Source organism: Flavobacterium sp. TR2, from assembly GCF_025252405.1.
GTDB lineage: Bacteria > Bacteroidota > Bacteroidia > Flavobacteriales > Flavobacteriaceae > Flavobacterium.
Genome location: NZ_CP104307.1, coordinates 2,171,336 through 2,193,092, shown reverse-complemented (window position 1 = coordinate 2,193,092; position 21,757 = coordinate 2,171,336). Strand labels below are relative to the sequence as shown.

General features: G+C 34.8%; 20 protein-coding genes and 4 tRNA genes. 1 reads left to right on the top strand and 23 read right to left on the bottom strand.

Annotated elements, in window-relative coordinates:
* Positions 1-28: 28 nt before the first annotated feature.
* From rpoB to N4T20_RS09875, 17 genes are all read right to left on the bottom strand, one after another.
* Positions 29-3,841: a DNA-directed RNA polymerase subunit beta gene (gene rpoB, locus N4T20_RS09955; protein WP_260672854.1), complete on the bottom strand. Its 3,813-nt coding sequence runs from the start codon at positions 3,839-3,841 to the stop codon at positions 29-31.
* Positions 3,842-4,106: 265 nt separating this feature from the next.
* Positions 4,107-4,478 (bottom strand): 50S ribosomal protein L7/L12, encoded by a 372-nt coding sequence (gene rplL / locus N4T20_RS09950; RefSeq protein ID WP_008466917.1) that lies wholly within the window; start codon positions 4,476-4,478, stop codon positions 4,107-4,109.
* An 89-nt stretch (positions 4,479-4,567) separates the two neighbouring features.
* On the bottom strand, positions 4,568-5,068 hold the full coding sequence (gene rplJ / locus N4T20_RS09945; protein WP_073410851.1) for a 50S ribosomal protein L10: 501 nt from the start codon (positions 5,066-5,068) through the stop codon (positions 4,568-4,570).
* Positions 5,069-5,090: 22 nt separating this feature from the next.
* A complete protein-coding gene (gene rplA / locus N4T20_RS09940; RefSeq protein WP_008466920.1) occupies positions 5,091-5,780 on the bottom strand; it encodes a 50S ribosomal protein L1 in 690 nt (229 codons plus the stop codon).
* 13 nt (positions 5,781-5,793) lie between these two features.
* The gene (gene rplK / locus N4T20_RS09935) at positions 5,794-6,231 is read right to left on the bottom strand and encodes a 50S ribosomal protein L11 (protein ID WP_008466923.1); all 438 of its coding nucleotides are present in this window, start codon (positions 6,229-6,231) and stop codon (positions 5,794-5,796) included.
* A 67-nt stretch (positions 6,232-6,298) separates the two neighbouring features.
* A complete protein-coding gene (gene nusG / locus N4T20_RS09930) occupies positions 6,299-6,850 on the bottom strand; it encodes a transcription termination/antitermination protein NusG (RefSeq protein WP_008466925.1) in 552 nt (183 codons plus the stop codon).
* Between the two features lie 10 nt (positions 6,851-6,860).
* A complete protein-coding gene (gene secE / locus N4T20_RS09925) occupies positions 6,861-7,058 on the bottom strand; it encodes a preprotein translocase subunit SecE (protein WP_008466927.1) in 198 nt (65 codons plus the stop codon).
* 18 nt (positions 7,059-7,076) lie between these two features.
* Positions 7,077-7,147: transfer RNA gene (locus N4T20_RS09920), tRNA-Trp, on the bottom strand.
* A 55-nt stretch (positions 7,148-7,202) separates the two neighbouring features.
* On the bottom strand, positions 7,203-8,390 hold the full coding sequence (tuf, locus tag N4T20_RS09915) for an elongation factor Tu (protein ID WP_091492765.1): 1,188 nt from the start codon (positions 8,388-8,390) through the stop codon (positions 7,203-7,205).
* Between the two features lie 55 nt (positions 8,391-8,445).
* A tRNA-Thr gene (locus N4T20_RS09910) sits at positions 8,446-8,517 on the bottom strand.
* A 91-nt stretch (positions 8,518-8,608) separates the two neighbouring features.
* Positions 8,609-8,689: transfer RNA gene (locus N4T20_RS09905), tRNA-Tyr, on the bottom strand.
* A 52-nt stretch (positions 8,690-8,741) separates the two neighbouring features.
* Positions 8,742-8,815: transfer RNA gene (locus N4T20_RS09900), tRNA-Thr, on the bottom strand.
* A 90-nt stretch (positions 8,816-8,905) separates the two neighbouring features.
* On the bottom strand, positions 8,906-9,208 hold the full coding sequence (gene hpf, locus N4T20_RS09895; RefSeq protein WP_008466930.1) for a ribosome hibernation-promoting factor, HPF/YfiA family: 303 nt from the start codon (positions 9,206-9,208) through the stop codon (positions 8,906-8,908).
* A 32-nt stretch (positions 9,209-9,240) separates the two neighbouring features.
* Positions 9,241-10,134, bottom strand: coding sequence for a tyrosine-type recombinase/integrase (locus N4T20_RS09890; protein WP_260672853.1), 894 nt, complete (start codon positions 10,132-10,134; stop codon positions 9,241-9,243).
* 88 nt (positions 10,135-10,222) lie between these two features.
* A complete protein-coding gene (gene rpsU, locus N4T20_RS09885) occupies positions 10,223-10,417 on the bottom strand; it encodes a 30S ribosomal protein S21 (RefSeq protein WP_026730435.1) in 195 nt (64 codons plus the stop codon).
* 147 nt (positions 10,418-10,564) lie between these two features.
* Positions 10,565-11,704: an acyl-CoA dehydrogenase family protein gene (locus tag N4T20_RS09880; RefSeq protein WP_260672852.1), complete on the bottom strand. Its 1,140-nt coding sequence runs from the start codon at positions 11,702-11,704 to the stop codon at positions 10,565-10,567.
* A gap of 14 nt (positions 11,705-11,718) precedes the next feature.
* Positions 11,719-12,543, bottom strand: a complete 825-nt coding sequence (locus N4T20_RS09875) for a helix-hairpin-helix domain-containing protein (RefSeq protein ID WP_313771888.1) — start codon at positions 12,541-12,543, stop codon at positions 11,719-11,721.
* A gap of 326 nt (positions 12,544-12,869) precedes the next feature.
* Between N4T20_RS09875 and N4T20_RS09870 the strand changes: the two genes are divergently transcribed.
* The gene (locus N4T20_RS09870) at positions 12,870-14,342 is read left to right on the top strand and encodes an APC family permease (RefSeq protein ID WP_260672850.1); all 1,473 of its coding nucleotides are present in this window, start codon (positions 12,870-12,872) and stop codon (positions 14,340-14,342) included.
* Between the two features lie 53 nt (positions 14,343-14,395).
* Here the strand turns inward: N4T20_RS09870 and N4T20_RS09865 are convergent, their stop codons facing one another.
* The 6 genes from N4T20_RS09865 to N4T20_RS09840 form a co-directional block, all read right to left on the bottom strand.
* A complete protein-coding gene (locus N4T20_RS09865; RefSeq protein ID WP_008466940.1) occupies positions 14,396-14,623 on the bottom strand; it encodes a PspC family transcriptional regulator in 228 nt (75 codons plus the stop codon).
* Between the two features lie 77 nt (positions 14,624-14,700).
* A complete protein-coding gene (locus N4T20_RS09860) occupies positions 14,701-15,972 on the bottom strand; it encodes a DUF2851 family protein (RefSeq protein WP_260672849.1) in 1,272 nt (423 codons plus the stop codon).
* Between the two features lie 72 nt (positions 15,973-16,044).
* The gene (locus N4T20_RS09855) at positions 16,045-16,527 is read right to left on the bottom strand and encodes a 3'-5' exonuclease (protein ID WP_260672848.1); all 483 of its coding nucleotides are present in this window, start codon (positions 16,525-16,527) and stop codon (positions 16,045-16,047) included.
* Positions 16,528-16,607: 80 nt separating this feature from the next.
* The gene (locus tag N4T20_RS09850) at positions 16,608-17,969 is read right to left on the bottom strand and encodes a pyridoxal-phosphate dependent enzyme (RefSeq protein WP_260672847.1); all 1,362 of its coding nucleotides are present in this window, start codon (positions 17,967-17,969) and stop codon (positions 16,608-16,610) included.
* A 49-nt stretch (positions 17,970-18,018) separates the two neighbouring features.
* Complete coding sequence (locus N4T20_RS09845; RefSeq protein ID WP_260672846.1) at positions 18,019-20,004, bottom strand: putative porin; 1,986 nt, start codon at positions 20,002-20,004, stop codon at positions 18,019-18,021.
* Between the two features lie 236 nt (positions 20,005-20,240).
* On the bottom strand, positions 20,241-21,755 hold the full coding sequence (locus N4T20_RS09840; protein WP_260672845.1) for a SusD/RagB family nutrient-binding outer membrane lipoprotein: 1,515 nt from the start codon (positions 21,753-21,755) through the stop codon (positions 20,241-20,243).
* Positions 21,756-21,757 lie beyond the last annotated feature (2 nt).

The window sequence follows — 21,757 nt, the reverse complement described above, 5'->3', positions numbered from 1 at the left end:
GTGATTAATCACGCCTCTACATTTTTTATTATTCTTCCAAACGAAGATCTAATCCTAGACCTTTCAATTCGTGCATTAATACATTGAATGATTCTGGTAAACCTGGTTCTGGCATAGTTTCACCCTTAACGATAGCTTCGTAAGTTTTAGCTCTACCAATAACGTCATCAGACTTAACAGTTAAGATTTCACGTAGTGTACTAGAAGCTCCATAAGCCTCAAGTGCCCAAACCTCCATCTCTCCAAAACGCTGACCTCCAAATTGAGCCTTACCTCCAAGTGGCTGTTGCGTAATCAATGAGTATGGTCCGATAGAACGTGCGTGCATCTTATCATCAACCATGTGCCCTAATTTAAGCATGTAAATTACTCCCACAGTTGCTTTTTGCGCAAAACGCTCTCCAGTTCCACCATCAAATAGGTAAGTATGTCCAAAACGTGGTACGTTAGCCTCATCAGTCAAAGCATTGATCTCATCAAGAGATGCTCCGTCAAAGATTGGAGTAGCAAATTTTCTACCCAAGTTCATACCAGCCCATCCAAGAACAGTCTCGTAAATCTGACCAATGTTCATACGTGAAGGTACCCCAAGTGGATTCAATACGATATCTACCGGTGTTCCATCTTCTAAGAAAGGCATATCTTCATGACGAACGATTCTAGCAACAATACCTTTGTTACCGTGACGACCCGCCATTTTATCACCCACTTTTAACTTACGTTTTTTAGCGATATAAATTTTAGCCAATTTCAAGATTCCAGATGGTAATTCATCTCCAACTGTAATAGTGAATTTTTCTCTTCTTAAAGCTCCTTGTAAGTCGTTCAGCTTAATTTTATAGTTATGAATTAAATCATTAACCATTTTATTTGTAGCGTCATCAGCAACCCACTGACCTTTGCTTAAGTGAGCAAAATCCTCTACTGCGTAAAGCATTTTTTGAGTATATTTTTTACCTTTTGGTAAAACTTCTTCACCCAAATCATTCATTACACCCTGAGATGTTTTTCCGTTAACAATCAGGAATAATTTCTCAACTAATCTGTCTTTTAATTCAACAAATTTAGTTTCGAACTCCATTTCTAAAGCGCCTAAAGCATCTTTATCCTGAGTACGTTTACGTTTATCTTTTACGGCTCTTGCAAATAGTTTTTTGTCAAGAACTACACCATGTAAAGATGGAGACGCTTTTAATGAAGCATCTTTTACGTCACCAGCTTTATCTCCGAAGATTGCACGAAGCAATTTCTCCTCTGGAGTTGGATCTGATTCCCCTTTTGGTGTAATTTTTCCGATCAAAATGTCGCCAGGTTTAACCTCTGCTCCAATTCTGATCATACCGTTTTCATCTAAGTCTTTAGTAGCTTCTTCAGAAACGTTAGGAATATCGTTTGTTAACTCTTCGTTTCCTAACTTAGTATCTCTAACCTCTAATGAATAATCATCAACGTGGATAGATGTAAAAATATCATCACGAACTACTTTCTCAGAAATTACAATCGCATCCTCGAAGTTGTACCCTTTCCATGGCATGAACGCAACTTTTAAGTTTCTACCTAAAGCTAATTCTCCATTTTGAGTAGCATACCCTTCAGACAATACTTGGCCAGGAACAACTCTATCACCTCTTCTTACGATTGGTTTCAAGTTGATACTTGTACCTTGATTGGTTTTTCTAAATTTAATTAAGTTATACGTTTTCTCATCAGCATCAAAACTAACCATTCTCTCGTCTTCTGTACGATCGTATTTAATAGTAATGATATTAGCATCCACGTATTCAACGGTACCATGCCCTTCAGCATTAATTAATACTCTTGAATCTGAAGCTACCTGACGCTCTAAACCTGTACCAACAATCGGTGCTTCAGGACGGATCAAAGGAACTGCCTGACGCATCATGTTTGATCCCATCAGCGCACGGTTCGCATCATCATGCTCCAAGAAAGGAATCAAAGATGCAGAAATCGATGCAATCTGGTTAGGAGCAACGTCTGTATAATGAACTACTGATGGCTCAACAACTGGGAAGTCACCTTCCTCACGAGCAATAACATTGCTAGCTGTAATTTTACCTGTAGCGTCCATTTCAATGTTTGCCTGAGCAATCATTTTACCTTCTTCTTCTTCAGCACTTAAGTAAACTGGAGTACTCTCTAAATCAACTACACCATTAGTTACTTTACGGTATGGAGTTTCGATGAATCCCATTCCGTTAACTTTTGCATAAACACCAAGAGATGAAATCAAACCAATGTTTGGTCCCTCAGGAGTTTCAATCGGACATAAACGACCATAGTGAGTATAGTGAACGTCACGAACCTCGAAACCAGCTCTCTCTCTCGAAAGTCCACCTGGTCCAAGTGCAGAAAGTCTTCTTTTGTGTGTAATCTCAGCTAATGGGTTCGTTTGATCCATAAATTGAGATAACTGGTTAGTGCCAAAGAAAGAGTTGATAACTGATGATAATGTTTTAGCATTGATCAAATCAATTGGTGTAAACACCTCGTTATCTCTAACGTTCATTCTCTCACGAATAGTTCTAGCCATACGTGCTAAACCAACACCGAATTGTTGAGACAATTGTTCACCAACTGTTCTAACACGACGGTTTGATAAGTGGTCGATATCATCAATCTCTGCTTTAGAGTTGATCAATTCAATCAAATATTTAACGATTGTAATGATATCCTCTTTAGTAAGCACTTGCTTATCCATAGGGATATCTAAATCTAATTTTTTGTTCATTCTGTAACGACCTACCTCACCTAAATTGTAACGTTGATCAGAGAAGAACAATTTATCTATAATACCACGAGCAGTTTCCTCGTCAGGCGGTTCAGCGTTACGCAACTGACGGTAAATGTGCTCTACAGCTTCTTTTTCAGAGTTAGTTGGATCTTTTTGTAATGTGTTATGGATAATAGCATAATCTGCTTGGTTATTATCCTCTTTGTGTAACAAAATAGATTTAACGTTAGAATCGATGATCTCCTCAACATTATCTTTGTCGATAATTGTATCACGATCAAGGATGATTTCGTTACGTTCGATAGAAACTACCTCTCCAGTATCCTCATCAACGAAATCCTCGTGCCATGTGTTCAATACACGCGCAGCAAGTCTTCTTCCAATATATTTCTTAATTCCTGTTTTAGAAACTTTAATTTCCTCAGCTAAGTCGAAAATTTCAAGGATATCCTTATCTCTTTCGAAACCGATAGCACGGAATAAAGTTGTAACAGGTAATTTTTTCTTTCTATCGATATACGCGTACATTACGCTGTTAATATCAGTAGAAAATTCTATCCAAGATCCTTTAAAAGGAATTACTCTCGCAGAATAAAGTTTAGTTCCATTTGCGTGGAATGACTGTCCAAAGAAAACCCCTGGAGAACGGTGTAATTGTGATACTACAACACGCTCGGCACCATTAATAACAAAAGTACCACTAGGAGTCATGTAAGGAATTGTTCCAAGATAAACATCTTGTACAATAGTTTCAAAATCTTCGTGTTCTGGATCTGTACAGTATAGTTTTAACCTAGCTTTTAAAGGCACACTATAAGTAAGACCTCTCTCTATACATTCTTGAATTGTATAACGTGGCGGATCAACAAAATAATCTAGGAATTCCAATACAAAGTTATTTCTTGTATCTGTGATTGGGAAGTTTTCCATGAAGGTGTTGTATAACCCTTCGTTGCCTCTTTCGTCAGATTTCGTTTCTAATTGAAAGAAATCTTTAAAAGATTTAACCTGAACATCCAAGAAGTCTGGATAGTCAGGAATATTTTTTGTAGAGGCAAAATTCAATCTTTCAGTCTGATTTGTTATCATCAATGGACAAAATTTTGATTAAAAAAAAGTAATTTATTTTTGTGTAAAAACACACTGTTTAATCTATACTTTCTTATTATAATCAATACATCTTTAAAAATAGAACATAAATAGAGCTCCATTTTCTTTCTTCGTATTGATCAAAAACTTTTTCGTATTTTAAACTATGGGATAATAAAATTTGATATATTTTATTATACGAAAAATGGTTTAGGCCTTTGAGTGTTAACTCAAGACCTAAACCTAGTTCTTAAACTGAGTTTAATTATTTAAGCTCAACAGTAGCTCCAGCCTCTTCTAAAGATTTTTTAAGACCTTCAGCCTCTTCTTTAGAAACACCTTCTTTAACGTTGCTTGGAGCACCGTCAACTACATCTTTAGCTTCTTTAAGACCTAAACCAGTTAATTCTTTAACTAATTTTACAACAGCTAATTTAGAAGCTCCTGCATCTTTCAATACAACTGTAAATTCAGTTTGTGCTTCTTCAGCAGCACCATCTCCTCCACCAGCAGCAACTACTACAGCAGCAGCAGCAGGCTCGATTCCGTACTCATCTTTTAATATTGTTGCTAATTCGTTAACTTCTTTAACTGTTAAGTTAACTAATTGTTCTGCGAATTGTTTCAAATCTGCCATTTTTTCTATCGTTTAAAATGATTTGTAAAAATATAATTTAATTATTGTGCGCTAATTAAGCAGCAAGGAAGCAAGCTCCCTTACATTTATTACTCTGCTCCTTCTTCGCTTCCTGCGAATTTGTTTTGTAAAGCAGAAATAATTCTTTGAGCTGGAGATTGTAATAATCCAATGATTTCTCCAATAAGCTCTTCTTTAGATTTAATTGTAGCTAATGCATCTAATTGATTATCTCCAATATATACTTCAGAATTGATGTAAGCTCCTTTTAAAACTGGCTTATCAGATTTCTTACGGAAATCTTTGATAATTTTTCCAGGTGCGTTTGCAACATCAGAAATGAAGATAGCACTGTTACCTGATAAAACAGTTGGTAAATCACCATAATCATTAGAAGAAGCTTCCATTGCTTTTGCAAGCAAAGTGTTCTTTACAACCTCTAATTTGATACCTGCTTTAAAACAAGCTCTACGTAAGTTTGAAGTTGTCTCTGCGTTTAAACCAGAAATATCAGAAATGTAAATGATATTTGTACCAGCTAACTGCGCAGTTAAATTTTCAATCGCGATTGATTTTTCTTCTCTAGTCATACTAAAAATTTTTAACTACCAATTATACTGCTTTTGGGTCTAATGCAATAGCAGGACTCATTGTGCTTGTAAGGTGAATACCTTTGATGTATGTACCTTTAGCAGCAGTTGGTTTAAGTTTTATTAATGTTTGAATAATTTCGTGTGCGTTCTCAACGATTTGCTCAGCTCCGAAAGAAACTTTACCAATACCAGCGTGAACGATACCAGTTTTATCAACTTTAAAGTCAATTTTACCAGCTTTAACTTCTTGAACAGCTTTAGCAACATCCATAGTTACTGTACCTGTCTTAGGGTTTGGCATTAAACCTCTAGGTCCTAAAATACGACCTAATGGGCCTAATTTACCCATAACAGCAGGCATAGTAATGATTACATCAACATCTGTCCAACCGTCTTTAATTTTTTGTAAGTAATCGTCAAGACCAACGTGATCTGCTCCAGCTTCTCTTGCTTCAGCTTCTTTATCTGGAGTAACCAATGCTAATACTTTAACGTCTTTTCCTGTTCCGTGAGGTAAAGTAACTACACCTCTAACCATTTGATTCGCTTTTCTTGGATCAACACCCAAACGAACTGCGATATCAACAGACTCATCAAATTTTGCAGAAGCAACAACTTTAATTAATGCAGCAGCATCTTTTAAAGAGTATAATTTGTTCTTTTCAATTTTTGAAGCAGCCTCTTTTTGCTTTTTTGTTAATTTTGCCATTTCTTTTTCTTAATTAAAAAGGAGCATCTCCTGATACAGTTATACCCATAGATCTAGCTGTTCCAGCAACCATACTCATAGCTTTTTCAATTGTAAAAGCATTTAAGTCTGGCATTTTGTCTTCAGCAATAGTTCTAATTTGTTCCCAAGTAACGCTAGCTACTTTTTTACGATTAGGCTCACCAGAACCAGATTTTAGCTTTGCAGCTTCCATTAACTGAACTGCTGCCGGAGGAGTCTTAACAACAAAATCAAATGATTTGTCTTTGTACACAGTGATTTGCACTGGACAAATTTTGCCAGGTTTATCTTGAGTTCTAGCATTAAATTGCTTACAAAACTCCATGATGTTAACCCCAGCAGCTCCTAAAGCAGGTCCAACCGGTGGCGACGGGTTCGCAGCACCTCCCTTAACTTGTAGTTTAACTACCTTACTAATTTCTTTAGCCATTTTTAAAAAATTTAACATTGCAATCAATGGAAGCGATTACAATGGTTTATTATAGTGTAACAAAAAATTATACTTTTTCTACTTGCATAAAGCTTAATTCTAATGGAGTTTTTCTTCCGAAAATCTTAACCATTACCTCAAGCTTACGCTTCTCTTCATTGATTTTCTCAACAGATCCATTAAATCCATTGAAAGGACCATCAATAACTTTAACCGTTTCACCAACACTAAATGGAATAGAACGAGTGTCTGTATTAACAGCCAATTCATCCACTTTTCCTAACATACGGTTCACTTCAGAAAGTCTCAAAGGAACAGGTTCACCACCTTTAGTCTCTCCTAAAAATCCAATAACACTAGTAATTGACTTAATAATATGAGGAATCTCACCAACTAAATTAGCTTCGATCATAACATATCCAGGAAAATACACTTTATCCTTAGATGATTTTTTCCCATCTTTTACAGTAACCACTTTTTCAGTAGGTACTAAAACCTGAGAAACATAATCCTCCATACCTAATCTCGCAATCTCAGTCTCGATATAAGCTTTCACTTTATTCTCTTGGCCACTAACTGCTCTAACTACGTACCATTTTTTCACATTATTATCTGCCATCACAAAAAAATTATCCTTTTAACCAGTTAAAAAATCCAGCCAAAGCTTTTGCAAAAAATTCGTCTACTCCCCAAGTTGCCAAAGCGAATAAAATCGAAAATACAGCCACAACAATTGTCAATTTCTGTACTTCAGCCCAAGCTGGCCAAGTAACATTTGACTTTAACTCTTCGAAAGCCTCTGATAAATAATTAGTAACTTTTGTCATTTGATATATTTTTTATTGCACGGGCGGAGGGATTCGAACCCCCATCAACGGTTTTGGAGACCGCTATTCTACCCTTGAACTACGCCCGTAATTAAAGCCAGTGATTAAAAAATAATCACTGGCTTTTTATTTATTTTAATAGAATTACTCTACGATTTCAGTAACCTGACCAGCACCAACTGTTCTACCACCTTCACGGATAGCGAAACGTAAACCTACGTTCATAGCGATTGGGCTTAATAAAGCAACTTCAATAGTTAAGTTATCACCTGGCATTACCATCTCTACACCTGCTGGTAAAGAAATAACTCCTGTTACGTCAGTTGTACGTACGTAGAACTGTGGACGGTAGTTATTGTGGAATGGAGTGTGACGTCCACCTTCTTCTTTTTTCAAGATATAAACCTCAGCTTTGAATTTAGAGTGTGGTTTTACTGAACCTGGCTTAATGATAACCATACCTCTTTTGATGTCTGATTTATCAATACCTCTTAACAATAAACCTACGTTATCTCCAGCTTCACCTCTATCAAGGATTTTACGGAACATCTCAACTCCTGTAATAGTAGAAGTTAATTTTTCAGCTCCCATACCAATGATTTCAACAGGATCTCCAGTGTTAGCAACTCCAGTTTCGATACGACCTGTAGCAACAGTTCCACGACCTGTAATTGTAAATACGTCCTCAACTGGCATCAAGAATGGTTTAGCAACGTCACGCACTGGCTCTTCGATCCAGTTATCAACAGCTTCCATTAATTCGATAATTTTAGGTACCCAGTTTGGATCATTGTTTAATCCTCCTAAAGCAGAACCTTGAACTACAGGACCATTATCTCCATCATACTCGTAGAAAGATAATAAATCTCTAATTTCCATTTCAACAAGCTCTAATAACTCAGCATCATCAACCATATCCACTTTGTTCATGAAAACAACGATTCTTGGAATACCAACCTGACGTCCTAAAAGGATGTGCTCACGAGTTTGTGGCATTGGACCATCTGTAGCAGCAACTACTAAGATAGCTCCGTCCATTTGAGCAGCTCCAGTAACCATGTTCTTTACGTAATCCGCGTGACCTGGACAGTCAACGTGAGCGTAGTGACGGTTAGCTGTTTCATACTCTACGTGAGATGTATTGATAGTAATACCTCTTTCTTTCTCCTCTGGAGCGTTATCGATTTGATCAAACGATTTTGCTTGACAGTAACCAGCATCTGACAATACTTTTGTAATTGCAGCAGTTAATGTAGTTTTTCCGTGATCTACGTGTCCAATTGTACCTATGTTTAAGTGCGGTTTGGAACGATTAAAATTCTCCTTTGCCATTTTACTTAATTTTTAATCTTAGTTATATATTAATTTTCAATTTCCTACTTACTTGAGCCAATGTCGGGATTTGAACCCGAGACCTCTTCCTTACCAAGGAAGCACTCTACCCCTGAGCTACACCGGCAGAGAGTTCTGATTTTAGATTTTTGAATTCAGATTTTAGTTTTTTTTTCAAACCTAAGACCTTAAATCCCAAATCTTAACTTCTTTTTTTGTGGGGAGAGCAGGATTCGAACCTGCGAAGTTCACACAGCAGATTTACAGTCTGCCCTCGTTGGCCGCTTGAGTATCTCCCCTATTCCCTTTATTTTAAAGAACTTAATTTCAAATCGCATTTGAAATTTCTTGAGCCGATAGAGGGACTCGAACCCACGACCTGCTGATTACAAATCAGCTGCTCTAGCCAGCTGAGCTACATCGGCGAATACATTAAAAAAGTCCGCTATTTCTAACGGACTGCAAATGTAGCTATTTTATCTTTTAATCAAAACATTTTTTGAAAAAAATTTCAATTAAATGTGCGCTCTAATTTTTTCCTTCCTTTTTACAAGCAAACGTTCTAATGACTCTGCAGAAAGCTCAACTGCCTCTTCAAATGTTTTACACTGTTTTTTAACCAAAAAATCATCACCAGGAACATTAATCTTTATCTCCACCACCTTATTCTCTTTATCACTTGTTCTTTCTACTTTTAAAAAAACATCTGATGAAACCACTCGATCGTAGTATTTCTCTAGCTTACCCATTCTTTCTTGGATAAAATCGACCAATTTTCTGTCGACAGTAAAATTAACTGCATGAACATCTACCTTCATAATAAAAATTTTAGGATTAACATTGAGAACCATTATTTACTTCTTGGATGCGCACCTCCATATACTTTTTTAAGCTCCGCAAGACTATTATGAGTATAAACTTGTGTAGACGCCAAACTAGAATGCCCTAACAGTTCTTTAACTGAATTCAAATCTGCCCCATTATTTAAAAGGTGAGTTGCAAAAGTATGACGAAGCACATGCGGACTTTTTTTCACCTTTTCTGAGACCCTACTAAAGTATGAATTTATTAAACGATAAACAAAAGATTCGCTCAATTTTAACCCTTTTTTCGAAACAAAAAAATAGCCCGAATCAACTAGATTCTCCAAACCCCCTCTCTCCTTTATATACAAATCAATTTGATCTGCAATAATTGGCAAAATAGGAATAATGCGTTCTTTGTTTCTTTTTCCTAAAACCTTTATTACACCGCCCGACCGATCCACATTTTTAACCATCAAATGAATTAATTCTGCCCGACGCATTCCCGTTACATAAAACATTTCCACAATAAGCTTATCTCGAATTTCTTCAAAGCCAACAGGAACTTCTATCAGATCCAGCAAATCCTTTAATTCTTTTTCCGAAAAAGGAACTTGAACCACTTTCGGCGTTTTCAAAGATTTATGCTTCAGCATCGGATTAACTTCAATCTGCTTTGCCTTCAAAAGAAACTTATAAAAAGCTTTTAAAGAAGCCATCTTTCTATTAATCGAAACATTTGAAATTTCCCGATCAACCAAAAAAACGATCCAGCTTCTCACTTGGCTATAATTTACCAAATCAATACTTTCCTGACCAAAAGACTCCTTTATAAAGGACTCAAAAGACATTATATCATTTAAGTATGCTCCGACAGTATGCGAAGAATATTTTTTTTCCAATAAAAGATAATCCGAAAAAGCTTCTTTATTCGTTTTCATAAATCAAAATATTAAGCATAAAAAAACCGTTAGCATCAAAATTAAAACATTTTGACCACTAACGGTAATTATTTTCGAAAAGCTAATACTAACTTTCTAAACTATCTTTCAAGCCTTGAATGTAAGCCGCTTTTTGGATTTGAGCTCTTTTGATAACAGAAGGCTTAATAAAAGCAGTACGTGCTCTTAATTGACGAACAGTTCCTGTTTTATCAAATTTTCTTTTATAGCGCTTTAATGCTCTATCGATATTTTCTCCGTCTTTAATTGGTATAATTAACATAATATAGACACCTCCTTTCGTTAAGGCTGCAAATGTATATATTAATTATGGATTATGAGCCATAAATTTTGAATTATTTTTTGACTTAAGGCTTAAAATCAGAAAGAAGACTATTCTTCATGTGCTTCATTTGCCTTTTAAACGCTATTATTTCAACAAATTTCTAGAGATAACCAGCTTTTGAATCTCAGTTGTTCCTTCTCCTATTGTGCATAATTTAGAATCTCTATAGAATTTTTCTACCGGAAAATCTTTAGTATACCCATATCCGCCATGAATTTGAACGGCATCATTAGCAATTTTAACGCAAGCTTCAGAGGCATACATTTTTGCCATTGCTCCAGATGTTGTTACAGGTTTGTGTTTTTGCTTTAAGAAAGCCGCTTTATGCAATAATAGTTCAGATGCTTCAATTTCTGTTGCCATATCAGCCAATTTAAAAGAAATTCCTTGAAAGTTACTAATTGGCTGTCCAAATTGATGTCTTTCTTTTGAATACTTCAATGCTGCTTCATACGCGCCTTTTGCAATTCCTAATGATAATGCCCCAATAGAGATTCTTCCTCCGTCAAGAATTTTCATCGCCTGAACAAAACCTTCACCAATTTCTCCCAATCTATTTTCATCAGGCACTCGACAACCATCAAAAACCAATTCGGCTGTTTCACTAGCTCTCATTCCTAATTTATTCTCTTTTTTGCCAGACGAAAAACCTTTCATGCCTTTTTCAAACACAAAAGCAGTCATTCCTTTAGAATCACCTTTTTCTCCCGTGCGGACTATCACAACAGCTATATCTCCAGAAATACCATGCGTAATAAAGTTTTTTGCACCATTTACAATCCAATGATCGCCATCTCTAACAGCGGTTGTATTCATTCCTCCTGCATCAGAACCTGTATTGTGCTCAGTCAATCCCCAAGCACCTATAAACTCGGCCGTTGCTAGTTTTGGAAGCCACTTTTTCTTTTGCTCTTCATTTCCGAAGGTTAAAATATGATTTGTACATAATGAATTATGCGCCGCAACAGATAGCCCAATTGAAGGATCCACTTTTGAGATTTCTTCTATTACTGTTATATACTCGTGATAACCTAAACCTGAACCTCCATATTCTTCTGGAACTAAAACCCCCATGAAGCCCATTTCGCCAAGCTGCTTAAACAATGGAATTGGAAAAATTTGCGCTTCATCCCATTCCATTATATAAGGTCTAATATTTTTTTCTGCAAAGTCTTTTATAGACTGAGCAATCATTATCTGCGTTTCGTTGTAATCAAAGTTCATGAGTTAGTTTCTTTTTAGAACTCCAAATATAAACTAATTATTTTTGCTTTTTCAACAGGAAAATCTTTAATTTTTATCAAATCCTCAATATTCTTAAAATTTCCGTTCATACTTCTATAGGTTACAATTTGTTTTGCTAGGCCATATTTGAAATACGTAAATTGCGCCAATTCTTTTAACGATGCTTCATTTATATCTATTTTCTTCAAATTTGGCGGAATTACAGCTTTAAAATGATCGTTCAATTCATTTATAACTTCTGGAGAAAGTCCCCATATATCTTTCATTTGCTCCATTGATACAAACGAACCCAAGATTTCTTTCTGATTTAATATTCTAGAAGACAATCCTTCTCCAATTCCATAAATTTTCATTAAATCTTCTTTGGTTGCCTGATTGATATCTAATACTACAAGCTTTTCTTTTTTTGAAAAACTTTTTACACTGAAATCTTTTGCATAAGCGCTATGATTTGTTTTGTATTGTTTCCAATCCGGAAATTTAAATAAAGGGGCAATCTTATTTAATAGGGAATCTGAAATTCCTGTAACTTTCTGAAATTCTTCTGCTGAGTTTACATATTTATTTTCTCTGCGAAATGCCATCAAACGATCAATCTCTTCAACGGACATTCCAAGTTTGTATCCTTTATAATCGGAAATAAAATTAGGATTAAAAAGATATCTGATTGGCTTTTCGCTTTTTGCAATCAATTTCTTCTGATCAATTTCGGATTGAAGCGCAAGCCATTGTTCTTTTTCTGCACTTTTGTTTTCTGAAATATTAAAATCGGATAGCAAATAAAACAGCTCTAATCCTATCATTATAATAAAGAGCATAAAAATACCTATTCGCTGTTGTTTTGTAAAATGTAAATATTGACTTAAAAACTTAAAATTCATATGCGAAAATATAACTCAAAAAATAAAGATAAGAAAAACCTTTCAAGTTTATTAAAAAAACAGCAAAAAAAGGTTTTTTAAAAAATTATTGAATCTATTATAAAAGGCCAATTAATTTAATGAATGTCAATACTTAGAGAATGTTTCTTACGACAATTGTAAAAAAATCAAAGATTTTATAACTTAAAAGATGATAATTGTTTTTATTTTTTACAAAAAACAATACATTTGGCACTTAATAACAAATAAACCAATAAAATAATATGTCAATTTGGAGAGTTAAACCTATATCAGCCTTTGAGGCCGATATGAAAAAAAGTGATTTAAAGAGAGTCCTAGGTAAATGGAGTCTTACCGCGATTGGTGTCGGTGCCATTATCGGTGGGGGAATTTTTGTACTTACGGGTACTGGGGCTTATTACCATGCAGGTCCAGCATTAGCAATTTCGTTTATCATCGCAGGTATTGCTTGTGTTTTTGCGGCACTTTGCTATTCTGAATTTGCTTCTATTTTGCCTGTCGAAGGATCTGCTTACGCATATGCTTATGGTACGATTGGAGAAGTTTTTGCATGGATTATTGGATGGGGATTAATTCTCGAATATGCAATGGGATCTATGACGGTAGCGGTTTCCTGGTCCGGGTACTTTAACAAATTGCTAAAATTATTTCATATAAAACTCCCTGAATGGCTCACAACCGATCCTGCAAGTTATACTGGAGAGGGTTTCTCTATGAATCTTCCTGCTTTCTTGATCGTTATTTTAGTTATTTCATTGCTTATTAAAGGTACAAAAAGTGCAGCAAAAGCAAATAATGCTATTGTAATTCTTAAAGTTTCTGCAGTTATTTTCGTAATTATTGCTGGTCTTTTCTTCATAAACACAGCAAACTGGAGCCCTTTTATTCCTGAAGCGACGCAGATTGTTGAAAAAGAAACTACTCACAATGCGTATGGAATTGGAGGTATCATTTCTGGAGCTGCCGCAATTTTCTTTGCTTATGTTGGTTTTGATGCTGTTTCTACACAAGCTGGAGAAGCTATTAACCCTAAAAAAGATGTTCCGTTTGCGATCATTGCTTCTTTATTAATCTGTACTACTTTATATATTCTTGTTTCTTTAGTATTAACAGGAATGATGAATTACCAAGACTTTAACCCACTAGGAAAATATCCTGAAGCTATTAAAGCTCCTGTTGCTTACGCTTTTGATATTGCTGGGCAAGGTTGGGCAGGCTTTATTATTACTGTTGCCGCTACTATTGGTTTAGTTTCGGTATTAATGGTTATGATTATGGGACAATCTAGAATTTTCCTTGGAATGTCTAAAGATGGTTTAATTCCATCTGTTTTCTCTAAAGTAAACCCTATTTCTGGAACTCCTAAAACAAACTTGATGATTCTTGGCGTTATTATCGCAACTGTTGCTGCTTTTACTCCAATCAACAAATTGGCAGATATGACGAGTTTTGGTACTTTGTTTGCCTTTACTATGGTTTGTATTGCTGTTTGGATTTTAAGAGTAAAACAACCAGGATTGACCAGAACATTTAAAGTTCCTGCTTTACCAGTTATTGCGGTATTAGGAATCGCAATCAATTCTTATTTAATTTTTAATTTAAGTAAGGATGCACAGTTGTTATCTTTTGGATGGCTTCTTCTTGGTATAATTGTATACTTTGGGTATAGCAAGAAAAGATCTAGACTTAATAATACAGATGCGGATATTGAATAGTTTTCAATTGTAATCATATAAAAAAAGCTCCAAAGTAAAATTTGGAGCTTTTTTTATAAATCAAATACTGATGTTCTTTTTGAACGGATTAAGTCTTTCAATCTAATCCAGAAAGCAAGAGTTAAATAGACTCCAAATCCTAAACCGGCTGTAACAAAGGAAATGTAGATAAAAAACAATCGCACACTCGTTACGCGCATTCCGAGTTTATCTGCTAGTCTCGAAGAAACATGAAAACCGTATTTTTCAAAAAAGAATTTAAGTTTTAGAATTGCTGACATCTTTAATATTAGGTTTTAGATTTCCTTTACTTCATGGCAAAAGTACAAATTATCTCATTATCACATTTTCCATTTATTTAATTATTTTTTAGAAGCTCAATACCCAAAGCACATTTTAAGCAAGCTTTCTGATTGCAATATTCATTTTTAAGTTCTATTAACGTTTGAGTTTCAAATGCATTCTTAGATTTTATTCCAAAGAAATCGAACTTGTCGATAATAGCATTTTTCTCTGGCGCAACTTCATTCATAAAATCAATTAAACTTTCGACGATTGATTCTCCTATTATATTAGAATAGGCAAATTGAAGGGGTATTATAGTATTGATAATCACTAAATCTATAAATGCCTTAGAAAGCACTTTAGATTTCTTAGGGCTTTCTTTATCAAACTGATAATGGTTTTGCCAATACAAGCTTGCAGAGACGTTCAGCAAACGATATACTTGATCGGCAGATTTTAAATCGATTATTTTTGAAAACAGGTTTTGCTGCTCATGATATAAAGACGCTAACTGAGAAAGCCTGATTGTCGGGAAATTATCTGGACGAAGTTTGAAAAACTGGACAGGGTCTATATAAGTACGTTCTATTTGATATTTATGCAGCAAAAAGAAATAGCGAAACTTTAAATCTTTATAATACACATCCTCTTTATCTGCTTCTAGCAAACCAGAAGTTCCCAAAAGCAATGCCTCTAGATTTTCGACTTCAAAACTTTCTTTTCTAATTATTGAAAACGGAATTGCCTTTGACAGCTGTAAAAAGGAACTTCCGTTGATGTTTAAGCCAAAATTCTTTGCCAGGAGACAAAATAAGACTGCTTCCCAGTCTTGATTGGTTTCTTCCAGCAATTGGTAAATAAACTTGGATTTTCGCTCTAAACGCTCAAAAAACAGTCTTTCCTGCCAGTTTGTAAGAAGAAATTTTTCAATCTCTTTCAATTGCTTTTCGCAAGAAATCCAAGTTTTGGGAGAAACGAGCGCATGATAACTTTCAATTATTTCTTTTGAAACATAGTCTTTAAGAACCAATACGGGAATTTCGGTATTATTTTCTCTAAAAATTGCCGTATCGTTTTCCCATACAACATGAAGAATCACATTTTTATAAGCAGCATCTTTTTCATGGTTATGCAAATACCAGTCTGAAGATTTTACATGAATCTCTACATTGCCAGCCCACTTTTGATTTCCGATTTCAATATGAGCATTAAAGAAATCAGGCCCCGAAAGCTCTAGATAATCGCCTGTTTTAATAATAGTTATTTCTTCTCCTTGAGCAGATTTCAAATTCAAGCTTTCAAATTTCTTGAATTTCCAGAGATAATGAAGGAAGTCTTCTTTCATTTTAGATTTTATAATGGAGTTACAAAATCTAAAAGTAATTAAATTTTAATATTATTCTTACAAAATTTAAAACTATTTAAGCAGATATAATTTAGCGCAGGCTCTAGCATCTGATAATGCTTCATGGTGGTTGAGCTGAATATCCATTTCACGGCAGCAGTCACTCAATTTAGTAGGTTTTACACCTTTTGCTTTGTATATTTTTACTGTGCATTCCCATTTTGCAGCAATATTCAAATCATCGTAATTTAAACCATGAAGCAGCATTGTTTTCATTAAAACATTACGGTCGAAACTTTCGTTGTGCGCTACGACAACCCTATTTTTAAGCCTCTTTTCTATCTCAGGATAGATTTGAAAGAAAGACTTTGCGTTGACGGTATCTTTGGGATAAATTCCGTGAACGCGAATTGTAAAGGGATTATACTCATTATTTGGAGGTTTTATCAAGGATACAAATTCATCAACAATAATTCCGTTTTCTACTGTAACAATCCCAACAGAACAAGGATGATATCCTGTCGCGGTTTCAAAATCAATAGCTGTAAAATTCATTTTCTATTTTTTAAAAAGACAAATCCATAAACCTTATCGCAAAACAATTAGGTTTATGGATTATCATTATTTGTAAAGGCTTATTTTATTGAGCCGATAATATCATATTTTGTAATAATGTGGTGGTGCCCGTTTCCTAAATCGACCAACACAGCGTCATTTTCTTTTGTAAAAAGTTTAGAAACTTCTTCAATTGGTGTTCCTAATTTTACAATTGGGAAAGGTTTGCCCATCACTTCTTTTATTGGTTTTTCGGCAACGTTTTTATCGGCAACATAGCTTCTAAATAAATCGGTTTCGTCTACAGAACCAACAAAGCCATTGATGTCAACAACTGGAATCTGCGAAATTTTATATTTTCGCATACGCTCGATCGCATGAGAAACCAATTCTTCTGTACGCACTACGATCAGTTCTTTATCGATATGATCTTTGATAACATCTTCGGCTTTGGTTACATTTTCTTCTAAGAATCCGCGCTCACGCATCCAATCATCGTTAAACATTTTTCCAACATAACGACTTCCAGAATCGTGAAATAGGACTACTACAACATCATCTGGTTTAAAATGCTCTTTTAACTGCAATAACCCTTTTATGCAGGCTCCTGCAGAGTTTCCGACAAAAATACCTTCTTCAAGAGCAATCTTTCTGGTATAAACTGCAGCGTCTTTATCGGTTACTTTTGTAAAGCCGTCAATTAACGAGAAATCAACATTTTTAGGAAGAATATCTTCTCCAATACCTTCAGTTATATATGAGTAAATTTCGTTTTCGTCGAAGATTCCTGTTTCATGGTATTTTTTGAAAACAGAACCATAAGTATCAATTCCCCAGATTTTAATATTTGGATTTTTCTCTTTCAAGTATTTTCCAACTCCAGAAATAGTTCCTCCTGTTCCTACTCCGACAACAAAATGTGTAATTTTTCCATCTGTCTGTTTCCAGATTTCAGGTCCCGTCTGTTCGTAATGTGCTAAGGAATTAGAAAGATTATCATATTGATTTACGTACCAAGAATTTGGCGTTTCTTCTGCCAAACGTCTTGAAACTGAATAATAGGAACGTGGATCTGTAGGTTCAACATCTGTAGGACAGACAACAACTTTTGCTCCTACAGCACGAAGAATATCCATTTTTTCTTTAGACTGCTTGTCTGAGATCACACAAATTAATTTGTACCCTTTTACGATTGCAACAAGTGCAAGTCCCATTCCTGTGTTTCCAGAAGTTCCTTCAATGATAGTTCCTCCAGGTTTTAGTCGGCCATCTGCCTCCGCATCTTCAATCATTTTCACAGCCATTCTGTCTTTTACAGAATTACCTGGATTAAAGGTTTCGACTTTTGCCAATACTAACGCATCAATTTCAGCAACAATTTTGTTGAGTTTTACCAATGGCGTGTTACCAATTGTTTCTAAAATATTATTTGAAAAGTCCATTTTTATTTAAGTTTTATTAAGTGGTTCTAAATAAAAAATAAGCCAGTTTTTATTGGAAGAAATTCCAAACCAGACCAAAACGCAATACAAAATCACGGTACGGATTATGTGGCGCTGCATAGTAGTTGCTTTGCGCAAATAAAGCATTAAAATGTTCCGCTTTTAAATAAAAACGGGTCTGGCGTATTCTGGCATTCACAAAGAAATCGAATGTAGCAAAGCCACCGATTTTTTTATCCTGCTGCACAAAAAATTCAGCAATAACAGGGTTATAATCATCTCCATAATATTTTGTGAGATAATTAAATACAAGTCCTGTTTGCATAAATAGTGCTTTTTTAAAGAAATGATTTGAATAATAAAATGTATTTCTAGTCACAAAATCAGGCACATTTAAAATTAAATCTGACTGATCTACCTTCTGATATAAGAGTGTATTATCTAGAGCAAAAGGCCCAAATTTAAACTCTCGGCTTGCTTTAATTTCTAAATAATTAATAGCATTTCCGTATTGAAATGGTTTAACAATCTGTTCAGAATTTGCTTTCTGTTGAGCATTTGCATCATCAGCAAAATACAAATGGTCTTTTAATACTGTGTACTGAACCTGTCCTGTCAGCCAAGGAGTTGTAATTTCTGCGCTTAACGAATTAATTTTTTCATTTTTAAAATTATTCGACCAATTGTATGAAACCCAGCTACTTTGATACAAATTATAATTATTGTTAGGCAGTTTATTGATGTTGCGATATCTGAAATCAAACTTAATTTTTTCATTCATATCATAACGCAACTTAGCATCTAAATCTGAAAGCGATTCGTTGGTTATAGATCTTGAATACAAAAATCTACCGTTCCATTTGTTTTTCTGGTATTCATATTGAGCACCGAAATTATTAAACTGCATAAACAAATTATCTGGCACCGCACTTCCATCAGCATCAACAATAATTCGGTTATACTTATAGTTCGATCTATAGTCGTCCACAAAAAATAAAAATTTACCTAACAGCGAATTTTCGTAAGCCGCTCCTACCTTATTATATAGTCTTTCGTATTTGGTCTGATCGTTAATATTGCTTGCGGCGTAAGACTCACCAAATCGCTGTATACGTGTGGTTGATCCGTCGTTGGCAGTTATTGTCGAGATGACAGTAGGCTGCTTATATTCATAATCTTTATATTCGTAGTTAAACTGGTGCGTTATATACAGATTGTTGCTCCCATCGGTTGGGTTTACTCTAAAAGCATGATCAAAAAATAATCTTCTTCCTTTTAAAAAGGATTCTGCATCAGTCAAATAAACCTGTAATCTTTGTCTATTTTTATAATCTTTATTATCACCTTCAAAATCAGCATCATTTGTAATACCTCCGTTTTCTTCATTTAGAATATCCTGATTTGTAAAATGTGCGTTTATTGCATATCGCTTGTTGGTTGTCGCATAACTGGTTGTAATTCTTAAATTTCCAGCACTAACCAATTGGTTATTATAATCTCCTTCAGATCTAAGCCCTTTGTAAGCAATAGAGAAGTTAAGATTTTTAGAAGCATTTAGTGTTATAAAAGAATCTACATTTTGCCCTTTTTTTATAGTAGTATTAAAAAACAATTCCGTTAAGGGTGTCGCAACAGAATAATATCTAATTTGGTCTGCTTGCATATAAAGAGAATGCTTTCCGCTAAAACCAATTTCAGGATAAGGAGAAAAACTCGTCAAACTATATTGCAGCGTGTTTAATGGCTGGCCAATATTAGAAAACTCCTGAAGTCCGAAAAGATCTTTTCTAAGGTGATTTTGCCTGTAGGCACTTTTAATCGTTAGCGAAGTATCTGCATAAATAGTATCATGTTCTAAAGTGACAATTCTATACTGATCTATTGTCGCTATTTTCTGCTTTTTCTTTTTTACAGTATCTGTAACGCTTGAATATTCTGTATTCATATCTAAATTACTTTTAGAAGCAGGTTTTTTTTCTTGCGAAAACAATAAAGTTGGAACAACTAATAGATATAGAAAAATGAATATTCTCATTTGATGGCTTTGTATAAATTTATTTTGACAAAATTTGCTAGGCAAAGGTAAGATAAAAAGGTATAAACGAAAAAACATAATGTTTAATATGAAACTGGAATCGTTTCGGCCTTTTGGAAACGAAAACCCCGTACACAAAAGTATACGGGGCTCTCAAAAAAAATCAAAATATTTATTTTTCTTATTCCCAAATTGGGTATAATTGACTTTTAATCATCAACTTATTGTTCAAAAAATTAGAATTTATCCCAGAACAATTTAGTATTTAATAAATCTCCACCAATATCAGAAGCAGCTTTAGTATAATTTGCTTTATTGATACTTGCTTCTACACCTGGATAAGTATATCTAACAGGCACAGTGAAAATAAGTTTGTTTATAGCAGCCTGAGGTGCTTTTAACACTGGAAAATCTAATCTTCTGTAAGATGTCCATGCTTCGTATCCTCTGTTGTAAAGAGCAAACCATGCTTGGTTACCAATTTTTTCTTTATACGTTGCTCCACTTAAAGGATTGTTGTAATCTACTTTTGGGCTAGCAATATAAGCTGAAATAACAGCAGCATCAGTTACTCCCCAGTCTGCCATAGAAGCTTTGATACCAGCATCGTAGTATACTTTTGCTTGAGCAGATCCTCCTGGAATTAAGCTTTTCTCAGCAGCTTCCGCTAATAAGAAATTTAACTCAGCGAAATCAAAGATAGTTCCAGGGAAAGCTGGATTGTTTAATGTTGACGATATTTGTGAGTAAGATGTATAAACGTTTCCTGCACCATAAGTTCCACCAACAAATGTTCTTCCTGCCGGAATAGCTGGAGCTGGAGAAGTAAGGTTAGTAAAATATTTAGGCATTCTTGGGTCACCTCCAGGAACAACAGCATCCATTGCAGAAACAAAAGGTTCAGCAGGGATGAAATCAAATCTCTGGCTTGTTACTAAATCAGCATACAATGGATTTTGATTTCCTGATGTAGTCAAATAGGTCAATTTTGTATTATCTGCATTACCAGTCAAAGCACCAGAAGCAAGAGCCGCTTGAACTTGAGCAGCTGCATAAGTCGGATCAATATCAGACATATTAACTGCCATTCTAATAATTAATGAGTTAGCAAATTTTGCCCATTTTGCATTACTTGCAGCATTTCCTGAATAGATAATATCTGCAGCACCAAAGTTAGCAACGGTACTATTCGCTTTTAAAACAGCAACATCTGCACTTAATCTTTTAATAAGATCTTGGTAAATAGTTTTTGCATCATCATAAGCTGGCAAAGGATATTTCTGAATATCAATTGCTTGTGTGTAAGGAACGTTTCCAAAAGTATCTACCAATACACTGTAAGCATAAGCTTCTAAAACATCTATAAGCGCTAATTTATTTTTCTTAATTGCCTCATCTGCAGGAGTCGCAGGAGTTGTTGCTTCAATCATAACTCTTGAATCATGAAAATCGGCTAGAACATCTCTGTACAAAACCAAAAAGTGCGTATCAGGAATTTTTCTGTTTGTAATGTTATACTGGCTTTCATCTGGATAAGTAGTCTCTGTCCATTGCTGTGCAAATAATCTGAAAACATTATTATTTACACTAGTACTAACCATTTGATCTACTAATTTTTTCTCAGCATTTGTAAACAAATATTCTGCTTTGGTAGTTGTTGGTCTTTTCGGATCAACATTCATATCTGTAATGTCTTGGCTGCACGAAACCATCATACCTACCACCGACATTAATAAAAGTACTTTTTTCATGA

Bases quoted from the DNA above. Each gene is read 5' to 3' on its own strand.
- rpoB (WP_260672854.1), bottom strand. From the start codon at position 3,841: ATGATAACAAATCAGACTGAAAGATTGAATTTTGCCTCTACAAAAAAT.
- rplL (WP_008466917.1), bottom strand. From the start codon at position 4,478: ATGGCAGATTTGAAACAATTCGCAGAACAATTAGTTAACTTAACAGTT.
- rplJ (WP_073410851.1), bottom strand. From the start codon at position 5,068: ATGACTAGAGAAGAAAAATCAATCGCGATTGAAAATTTAACTGCGCAG.
- rplA (WP_008466920.1), bottom strand. From the start codon at position 5,780: ATGGCAAAATTAACAAAAAAGCAAAAAGAGGCTGCTTCAAAAATTGAA.
- rplK (WP_008466923.1), bottom strand. From the start codon at position 6,231: ATGGCTAAAGAAATTAGTAAGGTAGTTAAACTACAAGTTAAGGGAGGT.
- nusG (WP_008466925.1), bottom strand. From the start codon at position 6,850: ATGGCAGATAATAATGTGAAAAAATGGTACGTAGTTAGAGCAGTTAGT.
- secE (WP_008466927.1), bottom strand. From the start codon at position 7,058: ATGACAAAAGTTACTAATTATTTATCAGAGGCTTTCGAAGAGTTAAAG.
- tuf (WP_091492765.1), bottom strand. From the start codon at position 8,390: ATGGCAAAGGAGAATTTTAATCGTTCCAAACCGCACTTAAACATAGGT.
- hpf (WP_008466930.1), bottom strand. From the start codon at position 9,208: ATGAAGGTAGATGTTCATGCAGTTAATTTTACTGTCGACAGAAAATTG.
- N4T20_RS09890 (WP_260672853.1), bottom strand. From the start codon at position 10,134: ATGAAAACGAATAAAGAAGCTTTTTCGGATTATCTTTTATTGGAAAAA.
- rpsU (WP_026730435.1), bottom strand. From the start codon at position 10,417: ATGTTAATTATACCAATTAAAGACGGAGAAAATATCGATAGAGCATTA.
- N4T20_RS09880 (WP_260672852.1), bottom strand. From the start codon at position 11,704: ATGAACTTTGATTACAACGAAACGCAGATAATGATTGCTCAGTCTATA.
- N4T20_RS09875 (WP_313771888.1), bottom strand. From the start codon at position 12,543: ATGCTCTTTATTATAATGATAGGATTAGAGCTGTTTTATTTGCTATCC.
- N4T20_RS09870 (WP_260672850.1), top strand. From the start codon at position 12,870: ATGTCAATTTGGAGAGTTAAACCTATATCAGCCTTTGAGGCCGATATG.
- N4T20_RS09865 (WP_008466940.1), bottom strand. From the start codon at position 14,623: ATGTCAGCAATTCTAAAACTTAAATTCTTTTTTGAAAAATACGGTTTT.
- N4T20_RS09860 (WP_260672849.1), bottom strand. From the start codon at position 15,972: ATGAAAGAAGACTTCCTTCATTATCTCTGGAAATTCAAGAAATTTGAA.
- N4T20_RS09855 (WP_260672848.1), bottom strand. From the start codon at position 16,527: ATGAATTTTACAGCTATTGATTTTGAAACCGCGACAGGATATCATCCT.
- N4T20_RS09850 (WP_260672847.1), bottom strand. From the start codon at position 17,969: ATGGACTTTTCAAATAATATTTTAGAAACAATTGGTAACACGCCATTG.
- N4T20_RS09845 (WP_260672846.1), bottom strand. From the start codon at position 20,004: ATGAGAATATTCATTTTTCTATATCTATTAGTTGTTCCAACTTTATTG.
- N4T20_RS09840 (WP_260672845.1), bottom strand. From the start codon at position 21,755: ATGAAAAAAGTACTTTTATTAATGTCGGTGGTAGGTATGATGGTTTCG.